This is a genomic window from Cupriavidus sp. Met-2 (genome assembly GCF_049843575.1).
GTDB lineage: Bacteria > Pseudomonadota > Gammaproteobacteria > Burkholderiales > Burkholderiaceae > Cupriavidus > Cupriavidus metallidurans.
In genome coordinates, this window is sequence record NZ_JBBHZL010000006.1 from 135,969 (window position 1) to 158,935 (window position 22,967).

The 22,967-nt window shown below is 64.6% G+C and carries 24 protein-coding genes; 6 read left to right on the forward strand and 18 right to left on the reverse strand.

Translation table 11 applies throughout. The features are described 5' to 3' along the window. Nucleotides 1-47: 47 nt before the first annotated feature. Entirely contained in the window at nt 48-761 is a 714-nt protein-coding gene (locus WD006_RS15175) for a haloacid dehalogenase type II (protein WP_029308088.1), read from the reverse strand. Nucleotides 762-926: 165 nt separating this feature from the next. On the opposite strand from WD006_RS15175, the gene WD006_RS15180 reads away from it, so the two are divergent. The 3 genes from WD006_RS15180 (at nt 927) to WD006_RS15190 (ending at nt 4,187) form a co-directional block, all read left to right on the forward strand. Beyond that, nucleotides 927-1,886 carry a LysR family transcriptional regulator gene (locus WD006_RS15180; RefSeq protein WP_008649116.1) on the forward strand — a complete coding sequence of 320 codons (960 nt, stop codon included), beginning with the start codon at nt 927-929 and terminating at the stop codon, nt 1,884-1,886. 157 nt (nt 1,887-2,043) lie between these two features. Continuing rightward, complete coding sequence (locus WD006_RS15185; protein ID WP_008649117.1) at nt 2,044-2,478, forward strand: universal stress protein; 435 nt, start codon at nt 2,044-2,046, stop codon at nt 2,476-2,478. 116 nt (nt 2,479-2,594) lie between these two features. Further along, nucleotides 2,595-4,187, forward strand: a complete 1,593-nt coding sequence (locus WD006_RS15190; protein ID WP_029308089.1) for a DUF3131 domain-containing protein — start codon at nt 2,595-2,597, stop codon at nt 4,185-4,187. 99 nt (nt 4,188-4,286) lie between these two features. Here WD006_RS15190 and aceA read toward each other — a convergent pair whose 3' ends face one another. From aceA to WD006_RS15275, 17 genes are all read right to left on the reverse strand, one after another. Then, nucleotides 4,287-5,582, reverse strand: a complete 1,296-nt coding sequence (gene aceA / locus WD006_RS15195; RefSeq protein WP_008649123.1) for an isocitrate lyase — start codon at nt 5,580-5,582, stop codon at nt 4,287-4,289. Nucleotides 5,583-5,885: 303 nt separating this feature from the next. Further along, on the reverse strand, nt 5,886-6,848 hold the full coding sequence (locus WD006_RS15200; protein WP_029308090.1) for an alpha/beta fold hydrolase: 963 nt from the start codon (nt 6,846-6,848) through the stop codon (nt 5,886-5,888). A gap of 91 nt (nt 6,849-6,939) precedes the next feature. Then, complete coding sequence (locus tag WD006_RS15205) at nt 6,940-7,356, reverse strand: gamma-glutamylcyclotransferase family protein (RefSeq protein WP_011516144.1); 417 nt, start codon at nt 7,354-7,356, stop codon at nt 6,940-6,942. A 3-nt stretch (nt 7,357-7,359) separates the two neighbouring features. Next, nucleotides 7,360-7,860 carry a ribonuclease E activity regulator RraA gene (gene rraA / locus WD006_RS15210; RefSeq protein ID WP_029308091.1) on the reverse strand — a complete coding sequence of 167 codons (501 nt, stop codon included), beginning with the start codon at nt 7,858-7,860 and terminating at the stop codon, nt 7,360-7,362. A gap of 80 nt (nt 7,861-7,940) precedes the next feature. Continuing rightward, nucleotides 7,941-8,762, reverse strand: a complete 822-nt coding sequence (locus tag WD006_RS15215) for a LytR/AlgR family response regulator transcription factor (RefSeq protein WP_011516142.1) — start codon at nt 8,760-8,762, stop codon at nt 7,941-7,943. A 25-nt stretch (nt 8,763-8,787) separates the two neighbouring features. Further along, complete coding sequence (locus WD006_RS15220; RefSeq protein WP_011516141.1) at nt 8,788-9,960, reverse strand: sensor histidine kinase; 1,173 nt, start codon at nt 9,958-9,960, stop codon at nt 8,788-8,790. 242 nt (nt 9,961-10,202) lie between these two features. Further along, nucleotides 10,203-11,153: a CysB family HTH-type transcriptional regulator gene (locus WD006_RS15225; protein WP_011516140.1), complete on the reverse strand. Its 951-nt coding sequence runs from the start codon at nt 11,151-11,153 to the stop codon at nt 10,203-10,205. Then, nucleotides 11,150-12,253, reverse strand: a complete 1,104-nt coding sequence (locus tag WD006_RS15230; RefSeq protein ID WP_011516139.1) for a sulfate/molybdate ABC transporter ATP-binding protein — start codon at nt 12,251-12,253, stop codon at nt 11,150-11,152. The genes WD006_RS15225 and WD006_RS15230 overlap by 4 nt, the downstream gene beginning before the upstream one ends. Next, nucleotides 12,250-13,158: a sulfate ABC transporter permease subunit CysW gene (gene cysW, locus WD006_RS15235; RefSeq protein ID WP_029308092.1), complete on the reverse strand. Its 909-nt coding sequence runs from the start codon at nt 13,156-13,158 to the stop codon at nt 12,250-12,252. Before cysW ends, WD006_RS15230 begins: the two co-directional genes overlap by 4 nt. Before the next feature lies 1 nt (nt 13,159). Continuing rightward, a complete protein-coding gene (cysT, locus tag WD006_RS15240; RefSeq protein WP_008649158.1) occupies nt 13,160-14,095 on the reverse strand; it encodes a sulfate ABC transporter permease subunit CysT in 936 nt (311 codons plus the stop codon). A 151-nt stretch (nt 14,096-14,246) separates the two neighbouring features. Beyond that, nucleotides 14,247-14,912, reverse strand: coding sequence for an RBBP9/YdeN family alpha/beta hydrolase (locus WD006_RS15245; RefSeq protein ID WP_029308093.1), 666 nt, complete (start codon nt 14,910-14,912; stop codon nt 14,247-14,249). Beyond that, nucleotides 14,909-15,736, reverse strand: coding sequence for an EAL domain-containing protein (locus tag WD006_RS15250; protein ID WP_011516135.1), 828 nt, complete (start codon nt 15,734-15,736; stop codon nt 14,909-14,911). Before WD006_RS15250 ends, WD006_RS15245 begins: the two co-directional genes overlap by 4 nt. Nucleotides 15,737-15,787: 51 nt before the next feature. Then, entirely contained in the window at nt 15,788-16,660 is an 873-nt protein-coding gene (locus WD006_RS15255; RefSeq protein ID WP_175582382.1) for an ATP-binding cassette domain-containing protein, read from the reverse strand. 43 nt (nt 16,661-16,703) lie between these two features. After that, nucleotides 16,704-17,510, reverse strand: a complete 807-nt coding sequence (gene ssuC / locus WD006_RS15260; protein WP_008649165.1) for an aliphatic sulfonate ABC transporter permease SsuC — start codon at nt 17,508-17,510, stop codon at nt 16,704-16,706. Nucleotides 17,511-17,522: 12 nt separating this feature from the next. Next, nucleotides 17,523-18,686: an FMNH2-dependent alkanesulfonate monooxygenase gene (gene ssuD, locus WD006_RS15265; RefSeq protein ID WP_011516133.1), complete on the reverse strand. Its 1,164-nt coding sequence runs from the start codon at nt 18,684-18,686 to the stop codon at nt 17,523-17,525. 27 nt (nt 18,687-18,713) lie between these two features. Continuing rightward, the gene (locus tag WD006_RS15270) at nt 18,714-19,751 is read right to left on the reverse strand and encodes a sulfonate ABC transporter substrate-binding protein (RefSeq protein WP_029308094.1); all 1,038 of its coding nucleotides are present in this window, start codon (nt 19,749-19,751) and stop codon (nt 18,714-18,716) included. A 239-nt stretch (nt 19,752-19,990) separates the two neighbouring features. Next, nucleotides 19,991-20,998, reverse strand: coding sequence for a sulfate ABC transporter substrate-binding protein (locus tag WD006_RS15275; RefSeq protein WP_008649171.1), 1,008 nt, complete (start codon nt 20,996-20,998; stop codon nt 19,991-19,993). A 313-nt stretch (nt 20,999-21,311) separates the two neighbouring features. Between WD006_RS15275 and serB the strand changes: the two genes are divergently transcribed. The 3 genes from serB to WD006_RS15290 all read left to right on the forward strand — a co-directional run bounded on the left by serB (nt 21,312) and on the right by WD006_RS15290 (nt 22,954). After that, nucleotides 21,312-22,166, forward strand: a complete 855-nt coding sequence (serB, locus tag WD006_RS15280; protein WP_011516131.1) for a phosphoserine phosphatase SerB — start codon at nt 21,312-21,314, stop codon at nt 22,164-22,166. 201 nt (nt 22,167-22,367) lie between these two features. Further along, complete coding sequence (locus WD006_RS15285) at nt 22,368-22,667, forward strand: hypothetical protein (RefSeq protein WP_029308095.1); 300 nt, start codon at nt 22,368-22,370, stop codon at nt 22,665-22,667. Continuing rightward, nucleotides 22,664-22,954, forward strand: coding sequence for a hypothetical protein (locus WD006_RS15290; protein ID WP_029308096.1), 291 nt, complete (start codon nt 22,664-22,666; stop codon nt 22,952-22,954). The genes WD006_RS15285 and WD006_RS15290 overlap by 4 nt, the downstream gene beginning before the upstream one ends. The last annotated feature ends 13 nt before the right edge of the window (nt 22,955-22,967 follow it).

Consider the following 22,967-nt stretch of genomic DNA (forward strand, 5'->3'; position numbering starts at 1 on the left):
GTCATCTCCTGTAGGTGCGATGGTGTGTTAAGGGTTGGCCTGGCTCGTCAGAGCGCAACGCCAGTGGCGGCAACCAGTGGCGAAGCGAAAGCAAGCAGGTCGTTCATGTCATGCCCGGTACCGGTGGGCGCCACGTCGAGGCGCTCCGCCGGATGACCGGCACGATTGATCCAGAAAGTGGTGTAGCCAAACCAGGTGGCGCCACAGGCATCCCAGCAGTTGGACGAGACAAAAAGGATCTCGCCAGCAGGCAGGTTGAACGCTTGCGGCCCCAGCGCGTATGCGGCCGGCGAAGTCTTGTACTGGCGCACCGGATCGACCGACAGCACGTGGTCGAACAGTCCGTGCATCCCCGCGCTCTTCACCGCGATGTCGAGCATCTCCGGATTGCCATTGGACAGGATGCCGAGCGGCAAATTCGCCCGGCGCAGCCGCTTGAGCGCGCCAAGGTTCTCCGGAAACGCCGACAGGCACGCGTATTCCTTCAGTAGTTGCGCTTCCGCCGCTTCGTCGAGCGGCAGTCCGAGCCGTTCGGCCGCGTAGCGCAGCGCATCGATCGTGATGTCCCAGAACGGCTTGTAGCGCGATCCGTCGGGCGCGGCGAGCGAACGCAGCCGCGAGTAGTCGATCTGCCGCTCGCGCCACAGCAGGGCCAGCGTCTCGCCCTTGCCGGGGAACAGTTGCTCCGCGCGCGCCGTGACCGAATACACGTCGAACAGCGTGCCGTAAGCATCGAAAACTACCGCGCGAATCTTGCTCATCTAACGACCGGATCGACTGAATGGACCTGTACACGATTGAATGCATCGAATTGTAGTGAGACGTTGCAGTGCGGCAAAGCCAAGGCTGGTCACTTGATCTTTTACTTTTGCACCACTAATCTTGCCCAACTTGACCTCGACTTATGTATCAACCGGCGAACATCCGTGGCTCAATTCAAGCAGTTGGAGACCTTTGTATCGGTCGCATCACGTGGCAGCCTGTCTGCCGCCGCGGCCGCGGAGGGCGTCGCGCCCGCGATCATCGGGCGTCGCATCGATGCGCTCGAAGAACGGCTCGGCGTGAAGTTGCTGGTACGCACCACACGCAAGATCACCCTGACGTTTGAAGGCTCGGCGTTCCTGGAGGATTGCCAGCGCATCCTCAATGACCTTCACAATGCCGAAGCCAGCGTCTCCGCCGGCGGCGTCAAGGCCAGCGGCCACCTGCGCATCACCGCGCCGGCCGGCTTCGGCCGCAAGCACGTGGCACCGCTGGTACCCCTGTTCATCGAATCGCATCCTGACGTCACGCTCACGCTCGATTTATCCGACCGCGTTGTCGATCTGGTCAACGAAGGCTTCGACTGCGCGATCCGGCTTGGCGACCTGCCCGATTCGAGCCTGGTCTCCATCCGGCTGGCGGAAAACCGCCGCGTCGTCGTCGCCTCCCCCGAATACCTGGCGCGTGCCGGCACGCCGACACAGCCCGAGGAACTGGCACGTCACAATTGTCTGGCCTTCGGCGCCAGCGCCAACGTTCAGCGCGGCTGGGTCTTCCAGCAGGACGGCCGGGCCACTACCGTCAAGGTAGGCGGCAACATGGAATGCACCGACGGTGCCGTGCTCCACGAGTGGTGCCTCGGCGGCTACGGACTCGCCTGGCGTTCATGGTGGGAAGTCGGCCAGGAAATCGCCAGCGGCCGACTTGTAACCGTGCTCGACGAATTCCAGGCGCCGCCGATCGGCATCCACGCAGTCTTTCCGCAACGCAAGCACCTGCCGCTGCGCGTCCGCCTGTTTATCGACCACCTCAAGAACACCTACGGCAACCCCGCCTACTGGCGCCGCGCCGAAATGGCGCAACCCAGCACAAACGCCGGCGTCGATATCACCGCACCTGCCTAGATCGATGGCTACCGCCTGCGCCGCTGTCACGATGCGTCTAGTGCTTTCCCTCACGCATTGATATTTCGCAATGGCGCACAGCGCACTCTGACTACAATCAAGTCAGACAGGCGCTGCACGGCCTGGTCCCCTATCTACTCACAAAAGGAGGTCCGGTATGTTCAAGCACATTCTGCTGCCCACCGACGGCTCGGAGCTGTCCAAGAAAGCCATCGACGGCGGTCTTGAACTGGCCAAGGCCATCGGCGCCCGCGTGACCGCCTACGTCTGTCTCGAGGAATATCCGTACACACCCTTCAGCGAGATCGTGGTTGAGGCTCCGCAAGCGTTCAAGGAACGCATCGAGAACCAGGCCAGGCTCTACCTGAAGGAAATCGAGAACGCCGCCGTGGCGGATGGCCTGCCGTTCGATGCCGACATGACCACCTTTGCGGTGCCCTATCTCGGCATCATCGACGCGGCGGAACGCCATGGCTGCGATGTCATCTTCATGGCATCCCACGGCCGGCGCGGCCTGTCGGGCCTGCTACTCGGCAGCGAAACGCAGAAGGTGCTGACCCACACTGACATCCCGGTGATTGTCTATCGATGACACACCCTCGATGTTGCAGTCCGTAGCAATAACACGCCAAAAAATCGGCATAGTACGATTCTAATTGTGCGCGATCCCGCCAAGAATGCGTTATTCAACGCATTCTTGGCTAGATCATGGCACACCATGTCCCGGGACTCTCCTTTAGCTGGGGACTCTCCTTTGCGCGCCGGGCGTTCTGCATCGGCATCAGCGCGCTGCTGATGGCCTGCGGCGGCGGCGGCACGGACCCCGTCACGACGGACACCCCCGCAGCCCCGTCCGGCGCTGGGGATGCTCCCAATTCAGCACCTGCTCCCCAGCCCGACCCAAAGCAAGGCGATACGGAGACGACGCCTGCCCCGGTGCCAGAGCCGCCAGCTCGCGAACCTGACCCGGAGTCCACGGGCAAGCATGCGCCCCCTCACGCTGCGCTCAAGGTCCAGGCGCGCGAGTACGCGCTGGCGCTATGGAAGGCTTCCGAGACGCTGGATCCGAAGGGCCGTGCTCTGCCTTCCAACCGTGCATGCCTGAACACCCATGGCGTGGCATCCGCCTATCCGTGGATCTTCACCGGCAACATCGGCCAGCACATCCAGAACCTCACGGCGGCACGGGATCTCGGCTTCATTCCGGCCGACGAGGCCGAGCAGCGCGTCGCCCGCCTGCTGACCACCATCGCCAGACTCCAGCAGAAAGCCAGGGAAAAGGGCGCTATCGGCGGCTTGCTGCTCGGCGCGACGGACAGCATCACGGCCGAGCCGAACGGCGATGTCGGGTCGATCGAGAACGCGTGGCTGGCCGTCAGCCTTGCCTTGGCCAAACAGGCGTACCCCCCGCTCGCCGGGCAAGCGCAGGCCATCCTCGGCCAGATGCGGTTCGACACGATGGTGAACCCCGCCAACCAGCGATACTTCATTTCGTACAACCCCAAGACCCAGACGCACCAGGGCGGCACGTACGGGCTGCTGGGCGAAACACGGCTGCTGGCCTACGCCGGCATCGCGCTCGGGCAGGTGCCGCGCAGCCAGTACTTCCACATCAACCGGGTACCGCTCTGGGCTGCCGGAAAGATCGACGAATCGAAATACCGCAACTACGAAGGCGTGCGCGTCTATGAAGACACGTGGCAGTACGGCGGACTGCGCTTCATGCCGACCAACGGAGGTTCCGTATTCGAAACCTTTGCGGTGCCGGTCGTAATTTCCGAGGCCAAGTGGGGCGTCAACAACTGGGGCCGTTCGCACCCCAATTTGGCCAAGGCACACATCCAATACGGCAAGGATAAATTCGATGGCTACTGGGGCTTCTCGCCCGCCACCATCCCGTCCACCAACGGGTACACGGAGTTCGGCGCGCCGCCGTTATCGGTGGGCGGCTACCGCCCAGACGGGAACCGTGAATCCACGCGCGCCGGGCCGGTTGTGTCGATCTATTCCGTGCTGCTGCTGATCGAGGAGCAACCGGAGGCCACCATGGCCAACATGGAACGGCTGCTCAAGAACTTCCCGGCACTGAACCATCCGGTCTACGGCATGATGGACAGCGTCGCTGTGCAAGGCGGCACAGTCGCCAAATGCATCCTGCATGACAACAACGCGTGGGCGCTCGGCGCCGTGACCAACTTCCTGACCGATGGCAAGCTGCGCGGCTATGTGGACAAGGAGTGGGGCCACGCGCTTCAGCCGCTGCTCGAACTCGAAGAGTTCTACATCCCGGCGAACACGTAAGCCGGCCAGCACGCACCAAAGACAACGCCGCGCCGTCCCCTACCGGACGACGCGGCGTTGCGTACTGCAACCTCAGGTTTCTACTGTCTCAAACCAGGATCAGGCCACCTTCTTTTCAAAGAACTGTTCGTCTTCGGTCGATCCCTTGAGCGCCGTCGTCGACGACTGGCCGCCTTCGATGGTCTGCGTCACGGCGTCGAAGTAGCCCGTACCCACTTCGCGCTGGTGCTTCACAGCGGTAAAGCCCTTCTCCGCGGCGGCGAATTCCGCTTCCTGCAACTCCACGAATGCCGACATCTGGTTGCGGGCGTAGCCGTGGGCCAGGTTGAACATTGAGTAGTTCAGCGAATGGAAGCCCGCCAACGTGATGAACTGGAACTTGTAGCCCATCGCGCCGAGTTCCTTCTGGAACTTGGCGATCGTTGCGTCGTCGAGGTTCTTCTTCCAGTTGAACGATGGCGAGCAGTTGTAGGCCAACAGCTTGCCCGGGAACTTCGCGTGCACGGCTTGTGCGAAGCGCTTGGCGAACTCGAGGTCCGGCTTGCCGGTTTCGCACCACACAAGGTCAGCCACCTCGGCATAGGCCAGGGCACGGGCGATCGACTGCTCGATGCCGGGCTTCGAACGGAAGAAGCCCTCCACGGTACGCTCGCCGGTCAGAAACGGCTGGTCGCGCTCGTCCACGTCGGAAGTCACAAGGTCAGCGGCTTCCGCGTCGGTCCGGGCGATCACCAGGGTCGGCACGCCCGAGACGTCGGCGGCGAGACGCGCTGCGGTCAGCTTGGCGACAGCCTCGCGGGTCGGCACCAGCACCTTGCCACCCATGTGCCCGCACTTCTTCACCGAAGCGAGCTGGTCTTCGAAGTGAACGCCGGCAGCGCCCGCGTCGATCATCGACTTCATCAGTTCGAAGGCATTCAGCACGCCACCAAAACCGGCTTCCGCGTCAGCCACGATCGGTGCGAAGTAGTCGATGTCGCCCTTGCCTTCGCTCCACTGGATCTGGTCGGCACGCTGGAACGTGTTGTTGATGCGCTTCACGACCATTGGCACCGAGTTGGCCGGGTACAGCGACTGGTCGGGGTACATTTCGCCGGCCAGATTGGCGTCGCCAGCGACTTGCCAGCCCGACAGGTAGATGGCCTTCAGACCGGCCTTGACCTGCTGCATGGCCTGATTGCCCGTCAGCGCGCCGAGCGTGTTGACGAACGGCTCGGTGTTCAGCAGGTGCCAGAGTTTTTCCGCGCCGCGGCGGGCCAGCGTGTGCTCGATCTGGACCGAGCCGCGCAGACGAACCACATCTTCGGCGGTGAAGTTGCGCTTCACACCCTTCCAGCGTGGATTGGTGTCCCAATCCTTCTGCAGGGCTTCAATCTGTTGTTGGCGCGACGTCATGTTCACTCTCCTGATAACAACTAGGCGATTGGCGTTGGATTCTGTGACACCCACCGTACTCATCTGCCGAGCGACCCGGACGCTGTGCATTTCGCGTCTCAAGTCATGTGTCTTATATAAGAGTGTAGAGAAGACTCCCGCGTTGCAACAAGCGACTTATGTGGTGATCACCTCGTTTTTTATCTCTTTACAAACAGTGACTTAGATCAATCCTTCCACCATACGGCAAGCAATCTTTCATCATGAGAAACCCTCTTGTGCCCCGCACGCTCGTATTTTTGCGAAACAAAACATCTTTCCGCATTATGAAATTTTGCCTGCCTCCGACGTAACACGTGCGGACTGCAGCGCGGGGGACGCTGGCGCGCCCTGCAGATGGTCGACAAATTCGCGCACCATTGCCGCCATGCGCTGGGGATCGGCAAGCGGAAACCAGTGGGGGGCATCCACGGGACGCCGCCACGCCTGTGCGGCCCAGCGTCCCACGCCTTCCGTCACGGCGGGGCGCACATAGCGGTCGCGCGTCGGCACAATCACCTGCACCGGCGCGTGCGCGTGACGGTTGTGCGGATGACGCAATCGGGTTCTGATGTTGGCGCGGTACAGGCGCAGGCCATGGACGCCATCGGCGGTCTGCGTCGGGTTGGCGGCGGTATGGAGCCCTTCCGTCCGGCGCAGCCAGAACGTCCAGTTACGTCCCAGCCAGAGTTTCCAGTTCCACTCTGGCAAGCCGGGAATATGGAAGAACACGATGTACCACGATGCCAGTGCCTGACGCAGCGTGGCGCCCCAGTGCCGGGGCGGCTCGCGCAACGCGCGGGCGGCGTGATCGAGACAAGGCCCGGAACAGGAGGTGAACGAGGCGATGCGACCGTAGAGACGCGGATCAGTCACGAACTCCCATCCCTGGATCGAACCCCAGTCGTGGCCCACCAGATGCACCGGCCGATCCGGCGACACCGCGTCGATGACAGCGATGAAGTCGTCGGCCAGGCGTTCGAGCCGGTAATCCGCCACGCCAGCCGGCACATCGGATGTCCCAGCACCGCGCACATCGTAGGCCACCACACGGAAGCGGCCGGCCAAGGCTTGCGCCACGCCATGCCAGACATGGCTGTTGTCCGGATAGCCGTGCACGAGCACGACCACCGGATGGCCCGGATCGCCCCACGCTGTGGCAGCCAGCCTCACTGGGCCGGACTGCACGGCGAAGTGTGTCGGAGCGGGCGGAGGGAACTCAGGATGTGCGGAATCTACAGGGGTCATGGCGTCCGTTGACAGTGAAGGATGTCATCGTCGGCCATGCTAACGCCGCCGCGCACCGGGCAACGGCGTTTGAAACGCGATTCTTCTGCCGTCAGGCAGCCGCCGCGTCCCGCGCGCGCCGATAGGCAACCCAGTCACCGCTATCGATGCACACCAGGCCCGTCACCGCGCTATCGGCAACCGGATACAGCAGGCAGTCGGTCGCCGCTCCGGCCAGCGCCACAGGTTGGGTTTCGCGCACGAACAAGGTGGCCTGCCCGGGGTAGACCTCTTCGATCTCGTCCAGCACCGGCAGCAGCGCATCGGGGATGTCGTAGATGTCCCCGGCAACCGGGCCAGCGGCGGCATCGAGCACCAGCCCGGGATAGGTACCAAAATCGTAGAGCCGACCGGCAATCGTCCCGGTACCCACCAGCGTGGGTGCCTCGATGCCGTGGCGCGTGGCAGCGCGATTCAGGTCATTGACCTCGCCGGCACGCAGCGTGCCATAGACAAACACTCGCGGCATGGCTCAGGCCCCGTCCAGCTTCTCGTCGGAGACCAGCACGCCATCGGCGTCCGCGTAGATCCAGTTGCCCGGCCGCACGACCGCACCCGGCATCTGCACGGTCACGTCCTCCTGACCGACATTGCGCTTCTGGCTTTTCTGCGGATGCACGCCCAGCGCGCGGATGCCGACGTCGCACACCTTGAGCTCTTCCGAATCCCGCACGCAGCCGTTCACGATGATCCCAGCCCAGCCATTCTTCTCGGCCAGCACGCCGAGCATCCCGCCAACCAGCGCGCAACGCATCGAACCACCCCCATCCACTACCAGCACCCGACCCGCACCCGGCGTTTCCAGCGTGGCGCGCACCATTGAGTTGTCCTCGAACACTTTGAGCGTCACGGCAGGCCCCGAAAAGGCCATGCGCTTGCCGAAATGGAGGAACCCCGGCGTCAGAACGCGCAGGGAGCCATCGGCCAGGCGGTCTTCATTGGCGTCGCAAATATCGGTGGTTACGGGCTTCATAACAGGCTTCATCTCTGACTCCTCTGGATGGGAACTGACGAGGCAGTCATCTTAGAGGAATTTGGAGACACTCGGCCGCGCTACATCTGCTTGAACAGATGGGCGTACTGCCTGGCGACCGCCAGCGATTCCGGGCGATTGCGCAGCTTGAGCGACAGGCGCCCAAGCGATTGCGTCGCCGCGCTGGCCACGCAGTCGATATTGACCACCGTGCCGCGGTGGATCTGCCAGAAACGGTCAGGGTCGAGTTGCTGCATCAACTCCCTCAGGCTCGTGCGGATCAGCGCCTCGCCGTTGCTGGACACCACGTTCACGTACTTGTCGGTGGCTTCCAGATAGACCACTTCGTCCACCGGGATGATGCGCACCTCCTGCCCCACCAACGCCTTGATGAATCGCAGATACTGGCCCCGTGCCTGTGCGGGTCTCTCCAGCATTTCCAGCCGCTGCAGTAATTGCCCCAATCGGTCCGTGTCGACCATCGTGCCGATGTCGCTATCGGCATCGCCCTCTTCCTCCGCTTCGATCCGGGCGGCCATGCGCGCCTTCAGGCGGCCGACGGTGGCTTCCAGCCGCTCATGCTGCACGGGCTTGAGCACGTAATCGACCGCCGCGCGCTCGAAGGCTTCTAGTGCGAACTGGTCATAGGCGGTGACGAACACCACCAGCGGCGGCCGGTCGAATTCGATCAACTCGCGAGCCACGTCCATGCCACTCATACCCGGCATCCGGATATCAAGGAAGGCCACATCGGGTTGCTGATCGCGCGTGGCCTCCAGCGCCGCCACGCCGTCATGCACCACGGCGACGATCTGGGCCTCTGGCCACAGCGCCTTCAGTTCGGATTCCAGCACGCGCGCGAGCAACGGTTCGTCGTCGGCGATCAGCAGCGTCGGAGACATGGGGATGAATTGTCAGGCTGTGCAATCAGGATCGGGAAACTGCCGGGGCCACACCGGCAGGCGCATGTTGCAGATCGGCGGCGCCCGCAGCGGCGCGAACCGGTACGGACATTGGTTCGAAACCGCGCTGGAGCGGCAACGTCAGGCGCACTACCACACCACGTGGCGTGTTCTCTTCCATTTGCATCGTGGCCGCTGCGCCGAAGATCCGTGCCAGGCGCTCGCGCACATGGGTCAGGCCAAGCCCGGAACCGCCCTTGCTGCCCTTATTGCCCTGGCTGAATCCCACGCCGGTGTCGGCGATGACCACCTGCAGGCTGCCGTCCCCAGTCTCGCGCGCGGACAGCACGATCTTCCCGCCGCGCATGCACGGCTCGATACCGTGAGTCACCGCGTTCTCGACCAGCGGCTGCACCAGCATCGGCGGAATCTCCGCCTCGGCCAGCGCTGGCGGCAGGTCGATCTCGTAATCGAGCCGCGCGCCAAATCGCATACCCTGGATATCGAGGTAGCTGCGCAGCAACTCGAACTCCTGCGCCAGCGTGCAATGCTCAGCGCGGGTGTGGGACAACGACATGCGCAGGAAACCGATCAGCCGCTGCAGCAACTGGCGCGCCGCGCGGGGGTCGGTGGCGATCAGGCCGTCGAGATTGGCCAGCGAGTTGAACAGGAAATGCGGCTCGATCTGTGCCTGCAGCGCCATCAACTGGGCGCGCACGAGTTGCTTTTCGGCTTCCTCGCGCTGCAAGGCGTCGAGCGCGGCCTGCCGCTCCAGGTACGCCAGCTTCTCGCGCGACCAGTAGAAGTAGATCATGCTCGCCGACGCCAGCATCCCGACGATCAGGCACATGCGCAGCATGTCGCCGGTCTCCGCCGCGGACTTCTCCGGCAGCCCCAGCAATTCGCGTGTCGCCCAGCTACCCATCACCACGCCCATTGGCACCGCCACCACGGCCAGGCACATGAACGGCCATCGACGCGGACGATCGTTCCACCAGATCAGGACGCGGGGGATATCGATCAGCACCCAGATCGAGAGACCGATCAGCTGGCTGTAGGCAAAATTCTGGAGCAGCGTTCCGGCGGTACGGAAGCCGTAGTTGAGGCTGACGGCGATCACCGTGTTCATGCAGAGCACGAACAGCAGGTCGCGCCAAAGAATATTGAGCCGCGACGGGCCCGCGCACGATAGGCGCATGTTCTCTCCCTCCTCTCGCTACAGGTACCGCGTGCAAATCTCTGATGCACTGCAGCATCGCGCAAGACCGGGCAAGGAAACACCGCCGGGCCGCGATGGGGGCACTTTACGCCGGACCGGCCCGGGACGGAAGCGCCGTGCGACGAACCGGCGACAGATGGCGCGAAAGGTAGTGGAGCCCGACAAGCGAGCGGAAAGCGCCAAACGTGGCGATGGCCCCGACGCCTGCCGGGGCCGCCAACTCAGGCAGCAGCCAGCGCCGGGCGATGCGCGGATTCGGCCAGGGCCGTGGAGACCGTGTCGCGCGACAGGTGCGGCGCGAACATGTTGATGAACGCATGGGCGTAGCCGCGCAGATAAGCGCCGCGTCGCACGGCCACGCTGGTGACGTTCGGTTCGAACAGATGGTCGGCCGAGATCCGCACCAGCCCTTCGTCCTTGCGCGCGTCATACGCCATCGACGCGATGATGCCCACGCCCAGTTCCAGCTCGGCATAGGTCTTGATGACGTCAGCGTCCATCGCGGTCAGCACGATCTCCGGCTGCAGGCCGGCCTCGGCGAACGCACCGTCGATCTTGCGGCGGCCTGTGAAGCCCGCGTCGTAGGTAATGAGCGGGAAGTTGGCGATGTCCTCCAGCGTCGGCTCGGGCAGCCGCGTCAGCGGATGGTCGGGCGACACCACGATCACGTGCTGCCAGCTATAGGCCTCGAATGAAGTCAGACCGGCTTCGCTGGCCACGGCCTCGGTGGCGATACCGATATCGGCCTGCCCCGTCAGCAGCAGTTCGACGATATGCGCCGGCGACGCTTCCTGCAGCGCCAGCGTCACATGCGGATACTCGCGCCGGAAGCTCTGCACCACCTTGGGCAGCGCGTAGCGCGCCTGCGTGTGGGTGGTGGCGACAGTCAGCCGGCCCGTATGGCGGCCGGCGAACTCGTCGCCCGCCTGGCGCAGGTTCTCCGCTTCGAGCAGAAGGCGCTCGACGATGCGGACGATCTCCCGGCCGGGCTCGGTCAGGCCGGTCAGCCGCTTGCCATAGCGTTCGAAGATCTCCACACCCAGCTCTTCCTCGAGCTCGCGAATCTGGCGGGACACACCGGGCTGCGACGTGTAAAGCGCGTTGGCCACTTCGGTGAGGTTGAACTGGCGGCGCACCGCCTCGCGAATCGATCGCAGTTGCTGGAAATTCATCGTGCCGCTCCCTGTTCTTGTGTTGTCCGGCCCTGATTGAAGACACGCAACTGCCGCGGCCGTACCGCCAGCAGTTCGCCCTCCTTGAAACCATGATGGCGGAAGCGCTCGAGCGGCAGCGCCACCTCGATCACGTCCTGGTTGTCTTCGCGTTCGAGTTCGAGCTGGGCCACCGGGCCCAGCGTCAGCGCGCGACGCAGCGTTACCGCGATGCCGTCGGTGCCCGGCGCATAGCGTTCAAGGTCGAGATCATGCGGACGGACATAGGCCACCGCATCGCCCTCGGTCTCATGGCCGCTACCGACCACGGGCAGCACGGCCTCGCCGGTGTGCAGCAGGCCGCCGCTGTCACCCACCTCCAGCCGGCCGTGAAACAGGTTCACGTTGCCCAGGAAGCCGAACACGAACGGCGTGGCCGGGTGGTTGTACACGGCCTCGGGCGTGCCGAACTGCTCTACGCTGCCACGGTTCATCAGCACCACCTGGTCGGCCACTTCAAGCGCCTCCTCCTGGTCATGCGTGACGAACACGCTGGTAACGTGCAAATCGTCGTGCAGCCGGCGCAGCCAGCGGCGCAGTTCCTTGCGCACCTTGGCGTCCAGTGCGCCGAACGGCTCGTCGAGCAGCAGCACGCGTGGTTCCACGGCCAATGCGCGAGCCAGTGCGATGCGCTGGCGCTGACCGCCCGACAACTGCGCGGGGAAGCGATCAGCAAGCCAGTCGAGCTGCACGAGTTCGAGCAGCGACTTCACCTTCTCGCGGATCTTCGCCTCGGACGGACGCTCGCCGCGCGGCTTCACGCGCAGGCCGAAAGCCACGTTCTCGAATACGGTCATGTGCTTGAACAGCGCGTAATGCTGGAACACGAAACCCACATTGCGCTGGCGCACGTGCTGGGTCGAGGCATCCTGCCCTGCCAGCACCACCTGTCCCGCGTCGGCGCGCTCCAGGCCCGCGATGATTCGCAGCAGCGTGGTCTTGCCGCAGCCCGACGGCCCCAGCAGCGCGGTGAGTTCGCCTTCGGCGAAGTCCAGCGAGACGTCGTTGAGCGCTACGAAATCGCCAAAGCGCTTGTGTACGTTCCTGACCTGAATGCTCATGATGGCTGCCCTTCCAGTTGTTCCCGGCTGGCGCGGATTTCGACCAGCGTCTTGATACCGAGCGTGACCAGCGCCAGCAGCGTCAGCAGGGACGCCACCGCGAACGCGGCCGCGAAGTTGTATTCGTTGTAGAGAATCTCGACGTGCAGCGGCATGGTGTTGGTCAGGCCGCGGATATGACCCGATACCACCGACACGGCGCCGAACTCGCCCATCGCCCGCGCGTTGCAGAGAATCACGCCGTATAGCAGGCCCCAGCGGATGTTCGGCAGCGTCACGTGCCAGAACGTCTGCCAGCCGGAAGCGCCCAGCACGATGGCAGCCTCTTCCTCCTCGCTGCCCTGCGCCTGCATCAGCGGAATCAGCTCGCGCGCCACGAACGGGAACGTCACGAAGATCGTCGCCAGCACGATCCCGGGCACGGCGAACATGATCTTGATGTCGTGCGCCTCCAGCCATGGTCCGAACCAACCCTGCGCGCCGAACATCAGCACGTAGATCAGGCCGGAGATCACAGGCGACACCGAGAACGGCAGGTCGATCAGCGTGATCAGCAGGTTCTTGCCGCGGAAATCGAACTTGGCGATGGCCCACGCGGCGGCCACGCCGAACACCACATTGAGCGGCACCGCGATCGCGGCGACCGTCAGCGTCAGCTTGATGGCCGACACGGCATCCGGCTCGGTCAATGCAGCCAGATAGGTATCGACACCCTTGCGCAGCGCCTCATAGAACACTGACGCCAGCGGGATGAACAGGAACAGCCCCAGGAACAGCACCGCGACCGTGATCAGCCCGTACCGCACCCAGCGTGATTCGCCAGTGGCGTCGTGCGGGAACTGTGCGGCCTGTACGTGGGTACCTGGGGCGCCTGGGCCACCCAGACGGGAAATTGCACCAGCCATCTCAGTTCACCTCCGGATTGCCATCGGGCAGCGCGGCGGCACGGACACCGCTCTGGTGACGGCGCGTCCAGGCTTGCAACAGGTTGATCAGCAACAGCAGCACGAAGGAGATCACCAGCATCACCACGGCCACGGCCGTGGCACCGGCGTAGTCGTACTGTTCGAGCTTCGAGTAGATCATCAGCGGCGCGATCTCGGAGACCATCGGCATGTTGCCGGAGATGAACACGACCGATCCGTACTCGCCCGTGGCACGGGCGAACGACAGCGCGAAGCCCGTCAGCAGCGCCGGCAGGATGGCGGGCAGGATCACCCTCGAGAACGTCTGCAGCCGGGAAGCGCCCAGGCTCGCGGCGGCCTCCTCCAGTTCGCGCTCGACATCCTCGAGCACCGGTTGCACCGTGCGCACCACGAACGGCAGGCCGATGAAGGTCAGGGCCACCACCACGCCCAACGGCGTGAAGGCCACCTTGATGCCAAGCGGTTCCAGCCAGCGGCCAATCCAGCCGTTGCCCGCGAACAGCGCGGTCAGCGCAATACCAGCCACGGCAGTGGGCAGCGCGAATGGCAGGTCCACCAGCGCGTCGATCACCCGTTTGCCGAAGAACCGATAGCGCACCAGCACCCATGCCACGACCAGGCCAAACACCGTGTTGATGATCGCGGCTACCAGCGACGCACCAAAGCTGAGTTCCAGCGACGCCACCACGCGCGGGTTCGAAACCGTGGTCCAGAACGCGTCCCACGTCATCGTGAACGTCTTCAGGAACGTGGCCGACAGCGGGATCAGGACGATAAGCGTCAGGTAGAAGATCGTGAAGCCGAGCGACAGGCCAAAGCCCGGCAACACCGTGAAGCGCTGGCTCGCGGATACGGGCCGCCTTGGTGCTTCGGCGGCCGGCGGGGGGGCGTCCGCCAGGGAAATCGTGGAAGGCATGCGTGTCTCGTCTGGTCTTGTGCCGGCGGGCATTTATGCCGCATCCGACGCTTCCTTATGAAACCGGCGCATATCGCGCCGGCCTACGAGACAAATTTTGCAGATGCGCCCTTATAAACAGAACGAATCTTTACGAATTTCTTTAGACGTTTTAGATATATGGCGCTGCCTGCGTCACTTCGATCGACATATCCCAGGTGGTCGATCCATCACCCAGGGATAGAACCCGGCCATCCGACTCGATCCGCTGCAGCAATGTGGCGAGCAAGGCCTGTCCCTGCGGCCAATCGTTCAGGCCGGAGTCCGCATTGATATGACCGGCTGCACCGGCATCAACCAGTTCACTGCCCCACAGCGTGCCCCAACTGAAGGCAGTGCGTTGCGACATCCATGGGTCGTTGGTGCTGGCGACGACGATGGTCGGGAATGGCAGCCGCCATGTGGGCAGCAGCGCTGCCACGCCGAACTTGTCCGGATCGGCAGGCGCCACAAGCAGCGCCCCTGCAATGCCGACCGGATCGAGCACCGCCTGACGCAGCGTCGCCAGGCAACCGAAGCTATGCGCCACCAGCACCGCGCCGTGCCGCGCCACGCGCGACGCGCGCGAGACGCCCTCGGACACCCGCTCCGCCCAGAGCGGCAGGCTCGGCCGGCTCCAGTCGTGCTGTTCGATGCGTTGCCAGTCCGGATAGCGCGATTCCCAACGGCTTTGCCAATGCGCGGCCCCACTGCCATGCAAGCCCGGCACGGTGAGGATCTGCAAGCCGCGTGGCACTTCCAGCCGGGACACCCCGCCCGGCAGCTTCGATATCGTCATGCCCTCTCCAGTTTGTGTTGTTCCGGTACCGCCCGGACATGCAATCCGCGTGCCGGCACCGGTTCATCGGCGATCACTCTGCCCTGCCCGAGCACGATGCCCGCGTTCTGCAAGCGCTCGACGGCCTCGTCGTCCTGCAGGCGCCGGCCGATCAACGTCACGCCGGCGCCCTCGGCGCTGGCGCGTAGCCCGCTCAGTTGACGGTCGGTCCACGTGCGGCGCATGTCCAGCTTGAGCCAGTCCGGCATGGCGTGCGCCATCAGGGCGCCGGCCTCGGCGGGGTCGGATGCCTGCAGGCTCACCGCGAAACCATTGCGCCGGTAGTTGCCCACCACGTGCAGCAGCAGCGGCAGGTCGTCGTTCGCGCTGGCAGGCACCTGGATCACAAAGCGCCCGATTGGCAAACCCAGCGACTCCAGCGCGCGACGGAAGGCCGCTCCATGATCGTCCGCAACCGCGGCCAGCAAACGGTTGTGCACATTGAGCACGAGCTTGTGCTCGCCATCGGCCGCGAAGTAGTTGATCGCATGGACCAGCCGCGTCAGGCGATCCAGCGACACCAGCGATGTGTCGTCGGCGGCCATAGCAAACAGCTTCCACGCCGCCAGCCCCACGCCATCCTCGGCATAGGTACGGATCGACCCTTCGTGCGCCACCACGCCGCGATCGGCCAGCGTGACCAGCGGTTCGAAGGCGCTGGTCAGCGAGCATTGGAAATACTGGCCCTGCACCTGCCCGTTCACGTCACGCCACAGCTCGCGGCCAGGCACGGGTTCACGGGGCAACGTTTGAAGATAGCGTTCAAGTGCGGAATCGATGGTCATGATGGATTCGACTTCAAGACAGCTTTCGATGCGAGCGGATCGCCTGAAAGCTCATGATAGGAACTCCTCGGCGGAGCGAAAGTGAAGTTCGGCATCGGAGGCGGCCGGAGACTCCTGCCGCATCACACGGCGCAGCACCGTGTCCTCGATTTGCGCAAAATCCGCAGTGCCACGCTGGCGCGGTCGTGCCAGCGTCACCTGCTGATCCAGCGTGATACGTCCGTCTTCGATCAGCACCACACGGTCCGCCAGCGCGATGGCCTCGGATACGTCATGGGTCACCAGCAGCGCAGTGAAGCCGAGCCGGCGCCACAACGATTCGATCAGCGCCTGCATCTCGATCCGCGTGAGCGCGTCGAGCGCGCCGAGCGGTTCGTCGAGCAGCAGCAGGCGCGGATGGTGAACCAGTGCGCGGGCCAGTGCCACGCGCTGACGCTGGCCGCCAGACAACCGCGCCGGCCATTCGTTGGCGCGATCCGCCAGACCCACCTGATCGAGCAACGCAGCCGCATCGGCATGGCGTTCGCGCGGCAGGCCGATCGCGACGTTGTCGAGTACACGCTTCCACGGCAACAGACGCGCATCCTGGAACATCACGCGGACACTCGATGGCGTGCCGCCCGGTTGACCGTCGAGCGCCACGGCGCCCGCGTCCGCAGACTCCAGCCCCGCCACCAGGCGCAGCAGCGTGCTCTTGCCGCACCCGCTACGACCAACAATCGCCACGAACTCGCCTGGCGCCGCACGCAGGTTCACACCGTGCAGCACCTCGCGCCCGTTGTAGCGCTTCACAACCTGCTCCACATGCAGCGCGATGCCGCCGACACCGTGCGAAGCACGCGCGGCCGGGCGCGCCGCATCACGTCGGGCAAGATTCGCGTCAAGCCAGGCCAGCGCAGCCTGTTCCACCGGATGCGTATGCATCATCGCAAGCTCCTTCATCCTTCAAACAGATCTCAGGCAGAGTTCAGGCAGACAGGTAACCGGGGTGCCAACGCAGCCAGTGCCGCTCCAGCGCCCGTGACAGCACGTCGGCCAGCTTGCCGAGCAGCGCGTAGAGCAGGATGCCCACCAGCACCACATCGGTCTGCAGGAACTCGCGCGCGTTCATCGTCATGTAGCCGATACCCGATTGGGCGGAGATGGTTTCCGCAACGATCAGGATCACCCACATCAACCCGAGCGAGAACCGCACGCCGACGAGGATGCCGGGCAGCGCGCCGGGCAGGATCACCTCGCGATACAGGCGCCAGCCCGACAGGCCATAGCTGCGCGCCATTTCGACCAACGCCGGGTCGACCGCGCGGATGCCGTGGTACGTATTCAGGTACACCGGAAAGAACACGCCGAGCGCCACCAGAAATAACTTGGCCGTCTCGTCAATGCCGAACCAGAGAATCACCAGCGGAATCAGCGCCAGCGGCGGGATGTTGCGCACCATCTGCAGCGTGCTGTCGAGCAGCGTGGCAGCCGTGCGAAACGTGCCGGTCAGCAGCCCGAGTACGAGACCCAGACCGCCGCCGATGGCCAGACCGACCAGCGCGCGCCATGTGCTGATCCACACGTGCTTCCAGAGTTCGCCGGATGCGGCCAGCGTCCAGGCCGCTTCGACCACGGCCAACGGTGCTGGCAGCACGCGGTTGGATAGCCAGCCCGCCTGCGAGGCAACCTGCCAGACGACGATCAGAAGGATCGGGACGATCCACGGCGCAATCGCGCGGGCGGCCTGGCGCCAGTCGATCCGGCGTGGCGCAATGGAATGGGGCGCGCTCATGGTCAGCCTCCCTCAGCTTTGCGAGGCGATCGGCACGATGCCGGTGGCCATGACTTCACCAAACGGACCGGACAGCACCTGCCCCGGCAACTTGTCGCGCACCTTGCGCGGCAGCAGCGGGAACACGAGTTCGGCAAAACGATAGGCCTCCTCCAGATGCGGATAGCCGGAGAGCACGAAAGTATCGATACCCAGCGCCGCGTACTCCTCGATGCGTGCCGCCACGGTCTTCGGATCGCCGACCAGTGCGGTGCCAGCCCCGCCACGCACGAGTCCGACACCCGCCCACAGATTCGGGCTGATCTCGAGCGCCTCACGCGTGCGACGGGTGCCACCCGCGTGCAGCGCCGCCATGCGCCGCTGCCCTTCCGAATCCATCTTCGCGAACACGGCCTGGGCGCGTGCCACGGTCTGGTCGTCGAGCTTGCTGATCAGTTCGTCGGCAGCCGCCCATGCTGCGGCGTCGGTCTCGCGCACGATCACGTGCAGGCGGATGCCGAAGCGCACCGTGCGGCCGTGCTTCGCGGCGCGGGCGCGCACGTCGGCGATCTTCTTCGCGACGTCGGCGGGCGGCTCGCCCCAGGTCAGGTACGTCTCCACCTGCTCGGCGGCGAGGTCGTGCGCAGCCTCGGAGGACCCGCCGAAGTACACCGGCGGATGCGGTCGCTGAATCGGCGGGTACAGCACGCGCGCGCCCTTGACCGTGACGTGCTTGCCTTCGAAGCTGATCTCGCCGTTCTCGTGGCTGGCGGCCAGCAGGTCGCGCCACACGCGGATGAACTCCGCCGAAGCCTCATAGCGTTCGGCGTGGTTCAGGAACAAGCCGTCGCCTTCCAGTTCGGCCACATCGCCGCCAGTGACCAGATTGACGAGCAAGCGGCCGTTGGACACGCGATCGAACGTGGCGGCCATGCGCGCGGCCAGTGTCGGTGTCATCAAACCCGGACGCAGCGCCACCAGGAACCGCAGCTTGCGGGTGACGGCGGCCAAGGCCGATGCCACCACCCACGGGTCTTCGCAGGAGCGGCCGGTGGGAATCAGCACACCGTCATAGCCAAGCGTGTCGGCAGCCACGGCGACCTGCTTCAGATAGTCGAAGCTGACCTCGCGCGCGCCTTCCGACGTGCCGAGGTAGCGGCTGTCGCCGTGGGTGGGAATGAACCAGAGAACTTGCATGTCGTGCCTCCTGCGGGTCGATAAAAATCAGCGCTGCGCCTGTTGCGTGGTGGGGGCTTGCCACGCAGCGTCTGCAACTCTGATCGGTTTGGGAATCAGCTTGAGTGTCTGGAACACATCTGCAATGCGCTGCTGCTCTGCCAGGACCTCGGGCGAGACCGGCTTCGCCCCGTACGAGAATCGCGACACGGCCAGATCGAGCACGCCGGGGTCGAGCGAAGTCTCCTTGACCAGCACGGCAGCAGCGTCCTTCGGATGCTTCTCGGCCCATTGGCCCAGTTGCGCGAGTTCATCGAGAATCGCAGTCACCACCTCGGGACGCGCTTGCGCGTAAGGGCGCGACGCCAGATAGAACTGGTGGTTGCTGACCACGTTCTTGCCATCCGCGCCACGGCCATCGACCAGCACACGGGCATCGAGCTGCTTCTGGGCAGCGGCGAGGAACGGATCCCAGATCACCCAGGCATCGACGGCGCCTCGCTCGAAGGCGGCACGCGCATCGGCGGGCGGCAGGTAAACGGGCTGGATCTCGCCATAGGCCACCCCGGCTTTCTCTAACTGGCGCACCAGCAGGTAGTGCACGTTCGAGCCCTTGTTCAGCGCCACGCGCTTGCCGCGCAGATTGGCCACGCTCTTGATCGTGGAGTTCTTCGGCACGACGATGGCCTCCGCCGTGGGCGCGGGCGGCTCATTGCCGATGTAGGCCAGTTGCGCGCCGGCGGCCTGGGCAAAGATCGGCGGCGCTTCGCCGACCGTGCCGAAATCGATCGCGCCAACGTTGAGCCCCTCCAGCAACTGCGGGCCAGCCGGGAACTCAGTCCATTTGACCGTGATACCTTGCGGCGCCAGACGCTTTTCCAACGTACCGCGCGCCTTGAGCAGCGTCAGCGTGCCGTACTTCTGATAGCCGATGCGCAGCAGCTTGGGATTGACGGTCTGGGACTGGGCCTTGGCCGGCCCGGCAAACAGCACATAGGAAAGGCCGGTGGCAACCACCAGCACACCGGTCAGCAGACGGCGGCGCAGCGAGTTGTGGAAAAGAGAGATGCGGATGGGCGATGACATACGGGTGTCCTTGCGTTCTGAGATCTGAAGTTCTTGGGTCCTGGCGTTGTGCCCGAATCGGCGGGCAACACCCCTCCCTGCCGGCTTCACGAGCGGCAAGGCAGACGGGGTGGATCGGGAATCAGGTCAGGCGGGACATCGCCGCGTGGCGATGCGGGATGAAACCTTGAGAACTGCGGACATCTTCGGGCTCCTTCAACTGGCACGCCGGGGCAGCGTGGCCGCCCCGGCCGCGCGTGTTACCGCTTGCCAGGCTGATAGACCTGGTCGAATGAACCGCCATCGGCAAAGTGGGCTTTCTGAGCCTTGGCCCAGCCGCCAAACACTTCGTCGATCGTGAACAGCTTCACCTTCGGGAAATTCGCCGCGTACTTGGCGGCCACCTTCTCCGAGATCGGACGGTAGTAGTTCTTGGCGGCGATTTCCTGACCTTCCTCGGTGTAGAGGAACTGCAGGTAGGCTTCGGCGGCCTTGCGGGTGCCCTTCTTGTCGACAACCTTGTCGACCACGGCCACTGGCGGCTCGGCCAGGATCGAGACCGATGGTGCGACGATGTCGAACTTGTCCGGACCCAGTTCCTTGATGGCCAGGATCGCCTCGTTTTCCCAGGCAATCAGCACATCGCCGAGACCGCGTTCGACGAAGGTCGTGGTGGCGCCACGTGCGCCCGAATCGAGCACCGGCACGTTCTTGAGCAGCGCGCCGACGAATTCCTTGGCCTTGGCCTCATTGCCACCCGGCTGGCGCAGCGCATAGCCCCACGCGGCCAGGTAATTCCAGCGCGCGCCGCCCGACGTCTTCGGGTTCGGCGTGATCACCTGCACGCCGGGCTTGATCAGGTCGTTCCAGTCCTTGATCTGCTTCGGATTGCCCTTGCGCACCAGGAACACGATCGTCGACGTGTACGGCGATGCGTTGTGCGGCAGGCGTTTCTGCCAGTCGGGCTTGATCAGGCCCTTGTCGGCAATGGCGTCGATGTCGTAGCCGAGCGCCAGCGTGACCACGTCGGCATCCAGCCCATCAATCACGGAGCGGGCCTGCTTGCCCGAGCCGCCATGCGACTGGCGGATCGTCACGGCGTCACCGGACTGCGCCTTGTAGGCCTTGGCGAACGCGGCGTTCACATCCACGTAGAGCTCCCGCGTGGGGTCGTACGAGACATTGAGCAGGTTGGTGTTGGCCGAGGCGGTCTGTGCGGCGCCGAGTACCGAAAGAACGGCGAGGCCGATGGCCAGTTTGCGAATCATCTGTATTGCTCCCGTCAGGTGTCGTGAAGTGGCGCGTTGGCAATCTTGCGCCCTGCTGTTTTGGGCCCCACGCGGCAGCACGGGGCTTGTGTCAGGGAGAAAGGCTACCGACGGGCCTATCTGAACGGAACGAATGGTTTCGCCGATCCATGCACGAAATCCGCATAAGATCGGACGGCAATATCGACATATCCGCGCAAGGCAGAAGCAGGAAGGAAGGCTTGGTTACAATACCGCCTTTCCCGCGCGCTTCCGCTCGCCCTCTCAACTCCCGCGACCCCTGCGACGCCCGCATCGCCTGCCTACCCCCGCCATGCCGCTGATTCTCCAGAGCCTGTCCCCGCTCGCCAATGCCGACCTCGACACCCTGCGCACCGTTGCCGGCGCCTCCGCCTTCGAGCGCCGCGCCGACAACGTGGCCACCGCGGACGATTGCGCGCCGCTGACGCCCGCGCTGCGCGAAGCGCTCGACGCGGCGTGCGCGCCACGTGGCATCGACTGGGCCGTGGTACCGGGTGGACGCAAGCTGTCGGACTTCCGCCTGGTGGCGATGGACATGGACTCGACGCTGATCACGATCGAGTGCATCGACGAGATCGCCGATTTCTGCGGCCTCAAGGCCGAGGTGTCGGCCATCACCGAAGCCGCGATGCGCGGTGAGATCACCGATTTCAACGAAAGCCTGCGTCGCCGCGTGGCGCTGCTCAAGGGCCTGGACGCCAGCGTGCTGGATCGCGTGTACGACGAACGGCTGCGCCTGTCGCCCGGCGCCGAGAACATGCTGCAGACCATCCAGGCGCTGGGCTTGCGCACGCTGCTGGTTTCCGGCGGCTTCGTCCACTTCACCGACAAGCTCAAGCCGCGCCTGAAGCTGGACTTCACCCGCGCCAACACGCTCGAGATCGTCGACGGCAAGCTGACGGGCAACGTGGTGGGCGAGATCGTGAACGCCGACGTCAAGGCGCGCACGGTGCGCGAGGTGTGCGAACAGATCGGCGCCGATCCGTCGCAGGCGATCGTGATGGGTGACGGCTCGAACGACCTGAAGATGATGGCCGTAGCCGGCCTTTCCGTGGCATTCCGCGCCAAGCCCGTGGTGCGCGCGCAGGCCAGCGTGGCGTTCAACCATGTCGGCCTGGACGGCCTGCTGAATCTGTTCCCGCATTAAGTCCCCGCCTTCCGGTGTCCGGCTGCTGGTGCCGGACACCATCTGCTGCACCACTCCCTGTCGTCCCCAAGCCTCGCCGCATCGCTGGCGTCGAGCGCCTCTTCAGCCACCCCGCCAACCCATCCAAGCATTGCCACGCTTGATCAATTAAATACGAATCATTATTATTTCGTTCTCTGTCGATCCGCAAAAGCTCAATTCATGCAGGCGTTGGCCGTACTTCTCGCTTTGGCAGGCGCCGCCTGCCTCTATCTGGCCGCGCCCAACCAGGCTCTCACCCGCGCTGCGCCGATCCGCCCGCACCTGTCCTGCTGGCTCGGCCTGGGACTGACGCTCGCCAGCGCGTGGACAATGAGCGTGCCGGAAGGCTGGCCGGTAGCCATCGCCAGCACATTGGTCACCATGACTTGCTGCCTGTCCATCTGGCCTTTCATTGGCACGTGGATGCAGAAGCGGCGCTCCGCCACGCGCCTCACCGTCGCGGAAAGGAACACGCCATGATGGGAACCCGATGGCTTGCAGGGTCGCTGCTGGGCCTGCCGCTGGCAATCGCCCTGTGCACGCTTGGCATTCTCTGGCTGCCCGGTGGCTGGGAAAGCGGTGTGGTGGTGGCCATCATGCTCGGTTTCATGCTCTGGGTGGCGATCATCTGCCTGAGCCTGCTGTTCGCATCGAGCCGCTCGGCGTGGCTCTGGCTGCTTGGCGCCAACCTGATCTGCTACGGCGTACTCTGGGGCGTACGGGTGATGCACCTCATGCCGCCTGCCTCCCCGCTTTCGGGCGCCTGAGACTCTCCGGGAC

Bases quoted from the DNA above. Each gene is read 5' to 3' on its own strand.
- WD006_RS15185 (WP_008649117.1), top strand. From the start codon at position 2,044: ATGTTCAAGCACATTCTGCTGCCCACCGACGGCTCGGAGCTGTCCAAG.
- WD006_RS15220 (WP_011516141.1), bottom strand. From the start codon at position 9,960: ATGCGCCTATCGTGCGCGGGCCCGTCGCGGCTCAATATTCTTTGGCGC.
- cysT (WP_008649158.1), bottom strand. From the start codon at position 14,095: ATGCCTTCCACGATTTCCCTGGCGGACGCCCCCCCGCCGGCCGCCGAA.
- WD006_RS15175 (WP_029308088.1), bottom strand. From the start codon at position 761: ATGAGCAAGATTCGCGCGGTAGTTTTCGATGCTTACGGCACGCTGTTC.
- cysW (WP_029308092.1), bottom strand. From the start codon at position 13,158: ATGGCTGGTGCAATTTCCCGTCTGGGTGGCCCAGGCGCCCCAGGTACC.
- ssuC (WP_008649165.1), bottom strand. From the start codon at position 17,510: ATGAGCGCGCCCCATTCCATTGCGCCACGCCGGATCGACTGGCGCCAG.
- ssuD (WP_011516133.1), bottom strand. From the start codon at position 18,686: ATGCAAGTTCTCTGGTTCATTCCCACCCACGGCGACAGCCGCTACCTC.
- WD006_RS15245 (WP_029308093.1), bottom strand. From the start codon at position 14,912: ATGACGATATCGAAGCTGCCGGGCGGGGTGTCCCGGCTGGAAGTGCCA.
- rraA (WP_029308091.1), bottom strand. From the start codon at position 7,860: ATGAAGCCCGTAACCACCGATATTTGCGACGCCAATGAAGACCGCCTG.
- WD006_RS15200 (WP_029308090.1), bottom strand. From the start codon at position 6,848: ATGACCCCTGTAGATTCCGCACATCCTGAGTTCCCTCCGCCCGCTCCG.
- WD006_RS15215 (WP_011516142.1), bottom strand. From the start codon at position 8,762: ATGTCTCCGACGCTGCTGATCGCCGACGACGAACCGTTGCTCGCGCGC.
- WD006_RS15290 (WP_029308096.1), top strand. From the start codon at position 22,664: ATGATGGGAACCCGATGGCTTGCAGGGTCGCTGCTGGGCCTGCCGCTG.
- WD006_RS15250 (WP_011516135.1), bottom strand. From the start codon at position 15,736: ATGACCATCGATTCCGCACTTGAACGCTATCTTCAAACGTTGCCCCGT.
- WD006_RS15225 (WP_011516140.1), bottom strand. From the start codon at position 11,153: ATGAATTTCCAGCAACTGCGATCGATTCGCGAGGCGGTGCGCCGCCAG.
- serB (WP_011516131.1), top strand. From the start codon at position 21,312: ATGCCGCTGATTCTCCAGAGCCTGTCCCCGCTCGCCAATGCCGACCTC.
- WD006_RS15270 (WP_029308094.1), bottom strand. From the start codon at position 19,751: ATGTCATCGCCCATCCGCATCTCTCTTTTCCACAACTCGCTGCGCCGC.
- WD006_RS15205 (WP_011516144.1), bottom strand. From the start codon at position 7,356: ATGCCGCGAGTGTTTGTCTATGGCACGCTGCGTGCCGGCGAGGTCAAT.
- WD006_RS15255 (WP_175582382.1), bottom strand. From the start codon at position 16,660: ATGCATACGCATCCGGTGGAACAGGCTGCGCTGGCCTGGCTTGACGCG.
- WD006_RS15230 (WP_011516139.1), bottom strand. From the start codon at position 12,253: ATGAGCATTCAGGTCAGGAACGTACACAAGCGCTTTGGCGATTTCGTA.
- WD006_RS15190 (WP_029308089.1), top strand. From the start codon at position 2,595: ATGGCACACCATGTCCCGGGACTCTCCTTTAGCTGGGGACTCTCCTTT.
- WD006_RS15285 (WP_029308095.1), top strand. From the start codon at position 22,368: ATGCAGGCGTTGGCCGTACTTCTCGCTTTGGCAGGCGCCGCCTGCCTC.
- WD006_RS15275 (WP_008649171.1), bottom strand. From the start codon at position 20,998: ATGATTCGCAAACTGGCCATCGGCCTCGCCGTTCTTTCGGTACTCGGC.
- aceA (WP_008649123.1), bottom strand. From the start codon at position 5,582: ATGACGTCGCGCCAACAACAGATTGAAGCCCTGCAGAAGGATTGGGAC.